Source organism: Oligella sp. HMSC05A10, assembly GCF_001808335.1.
GTDB lineage: Bacteria > Pseudomonadota > Gammaproteobacteria > Burkholderiales > Burkholderiaceae_B > Oligella > Oligella urethralis.
In genome coordinates this window covers 1-1500 of sequence record NZ_KV792870.1, presented here as the reverse complement: position 1 = coordinate 1500, position 1500 = coordinate 1, and the positions used below count along the sequence as shown (strand labels likewise).

Sequence of the window (1500 nt, the reverse complement as noted above, 5' to 3'; positions counted from 1 at the left end):
AGTACGCCCTTCCAGTAGCGTTTCTGGATGTCGGGTCGTTCCTTGCGCAGCAGGCGGCTGGACACACCCTTGAGGTTGTTCACGAGGTTGAAAATGGCGACCTTGGGCGGGTACTCGACCAGCAGATGCACGTGATCGTTTTCGCCATCCATCGCCATCAGTTCAGCCTCGAAATCGGCGCATACCTTGGCGAAGATGGTGAGCAGCCGGTTGATAGCATCTCCATCGAACACGCTGCGGCGATACTTCGCTACAAAGACCACATGGACATGTATCTTAAAAACGCAGTGTCGTCCATGCCTAATATCGTTGTCGTCGCTCATAGGCCATATTATAATATCCGCATGCAACGCCTCCAAGCCTTCAAATACGAACTGCGACCAGACGGCCAGCAAGAGCGGCAAATACGCCGTTTCACTGGCTCCTGCCGGTTCGTTTTCAACAAGGCGCTGGCGTTGCAGAAGGAGCGCTACGAGCGTGGGGAGAAGAAACTGGGCTATGCGGGCCTGTGCAAGCTGCTCACCGAGTGGCGCAACAGCACAGAAACGGCATGGCTGGCGGATGCGCCCGTTCACCCGTTGCAACAGACGCTCAAGGATTTGGAGCGTGCTTACAGTAATTTTTTCGCCAGACGGGCCGACTTCCCTCGTTTCAAGAAGAAAGGCCAGTCAGACAGTTTCCGTTACCCCGACCCGAAACAGATCAAGCTCGACCAAGCGAACAGCCGCGTGTTCCTGCCGAAGCTGGGCTGGCTGCGCTACCGCAACAGTCGCAAGGTGCTGGGCACAGTCAGAAATGTCACCGTGAGCCAGTCTTGCGGCAAGTGGTTCGTGTCGATTCAGACCGAGCGCGAAGTTGAGCAGCCCCTGCCGCAGGCTACCACGGCAGTGGGTATCGACATGGGCGTGACCCGCTTTGCCACACTCTCGGACGGCACGTTCTACGCGCCGCTCAACAGCTTCAAGCGGCATGAAACAGCCCTGCGCAAAGCGCAGCAAGCCATGAGCCGCAAAACCAAATTCAGCAACAACTGGAAGAAGGCGAAAGCCCGAGTCCAGCGCATTCACTCCCGTATCGGCAACGCCCGCCGCGACTACCTGCACAAGTGCTCTACAACGATCAGCCAAAACCACGCGATGGTGTGTATTGAGAACTTGCAGATGAGGAACATGTCCAAGTCGGCGGCAGGCACGGCAGATGCACCGGGAAGAAACGTTCGGGCCAAGTCGGGCCTGAACAAGTCCATCCTCGATCAAGGTTGGTTCGAGTTTCGCCGCCAACTGGACTACAAGTTGGCGTGGAACGGCGGATACCTCATCGCTGTGCCGCCGCAGAATACGAGCCGCAGCTGTCCGTGCTGCGGCCATGTGTCGGCTGAGAACCGCCAGACGCAAGCCCGGTTCGAGTGCGTGGAATGCGGTTTCGAGGAAAACGCCGATCTCGTCGGCGCGATCAATGTTCTAAGGGCGGGACACGCCCGGTTCGCCTGTGAAGTGAGCG

Annotated in this window: 2 protein-coding genes; one reads left to right on the top strand and one right to left on the bottom strand. The window is 57.9% G+C overall.

Translation table 11 applies throughout. From position 1 onward, the window contains the following. Positions 1-323 (bottom strand): IS200/IS605 family transposase (tnpA, locus tag HMPREF3144_RS11370; protein WP_083290369.1); only part of this gene is annotated, 323 nt, incomplete at its 3' end. Positions 324-344: 21 nt separating this feature from the next. Here tnpA and HMPREF3144_RS02940 point away from each other — a divergent pair. Next, positions 345-1500, top strand: a 1156-nt coding sequence (locus tag HMPREF3144_RS02940) for an RNA-guided endonuclease InsQ/TnpB family protein (protein WP_070476316.1), incomplete at its 3' end; no start/stop codon positions are given.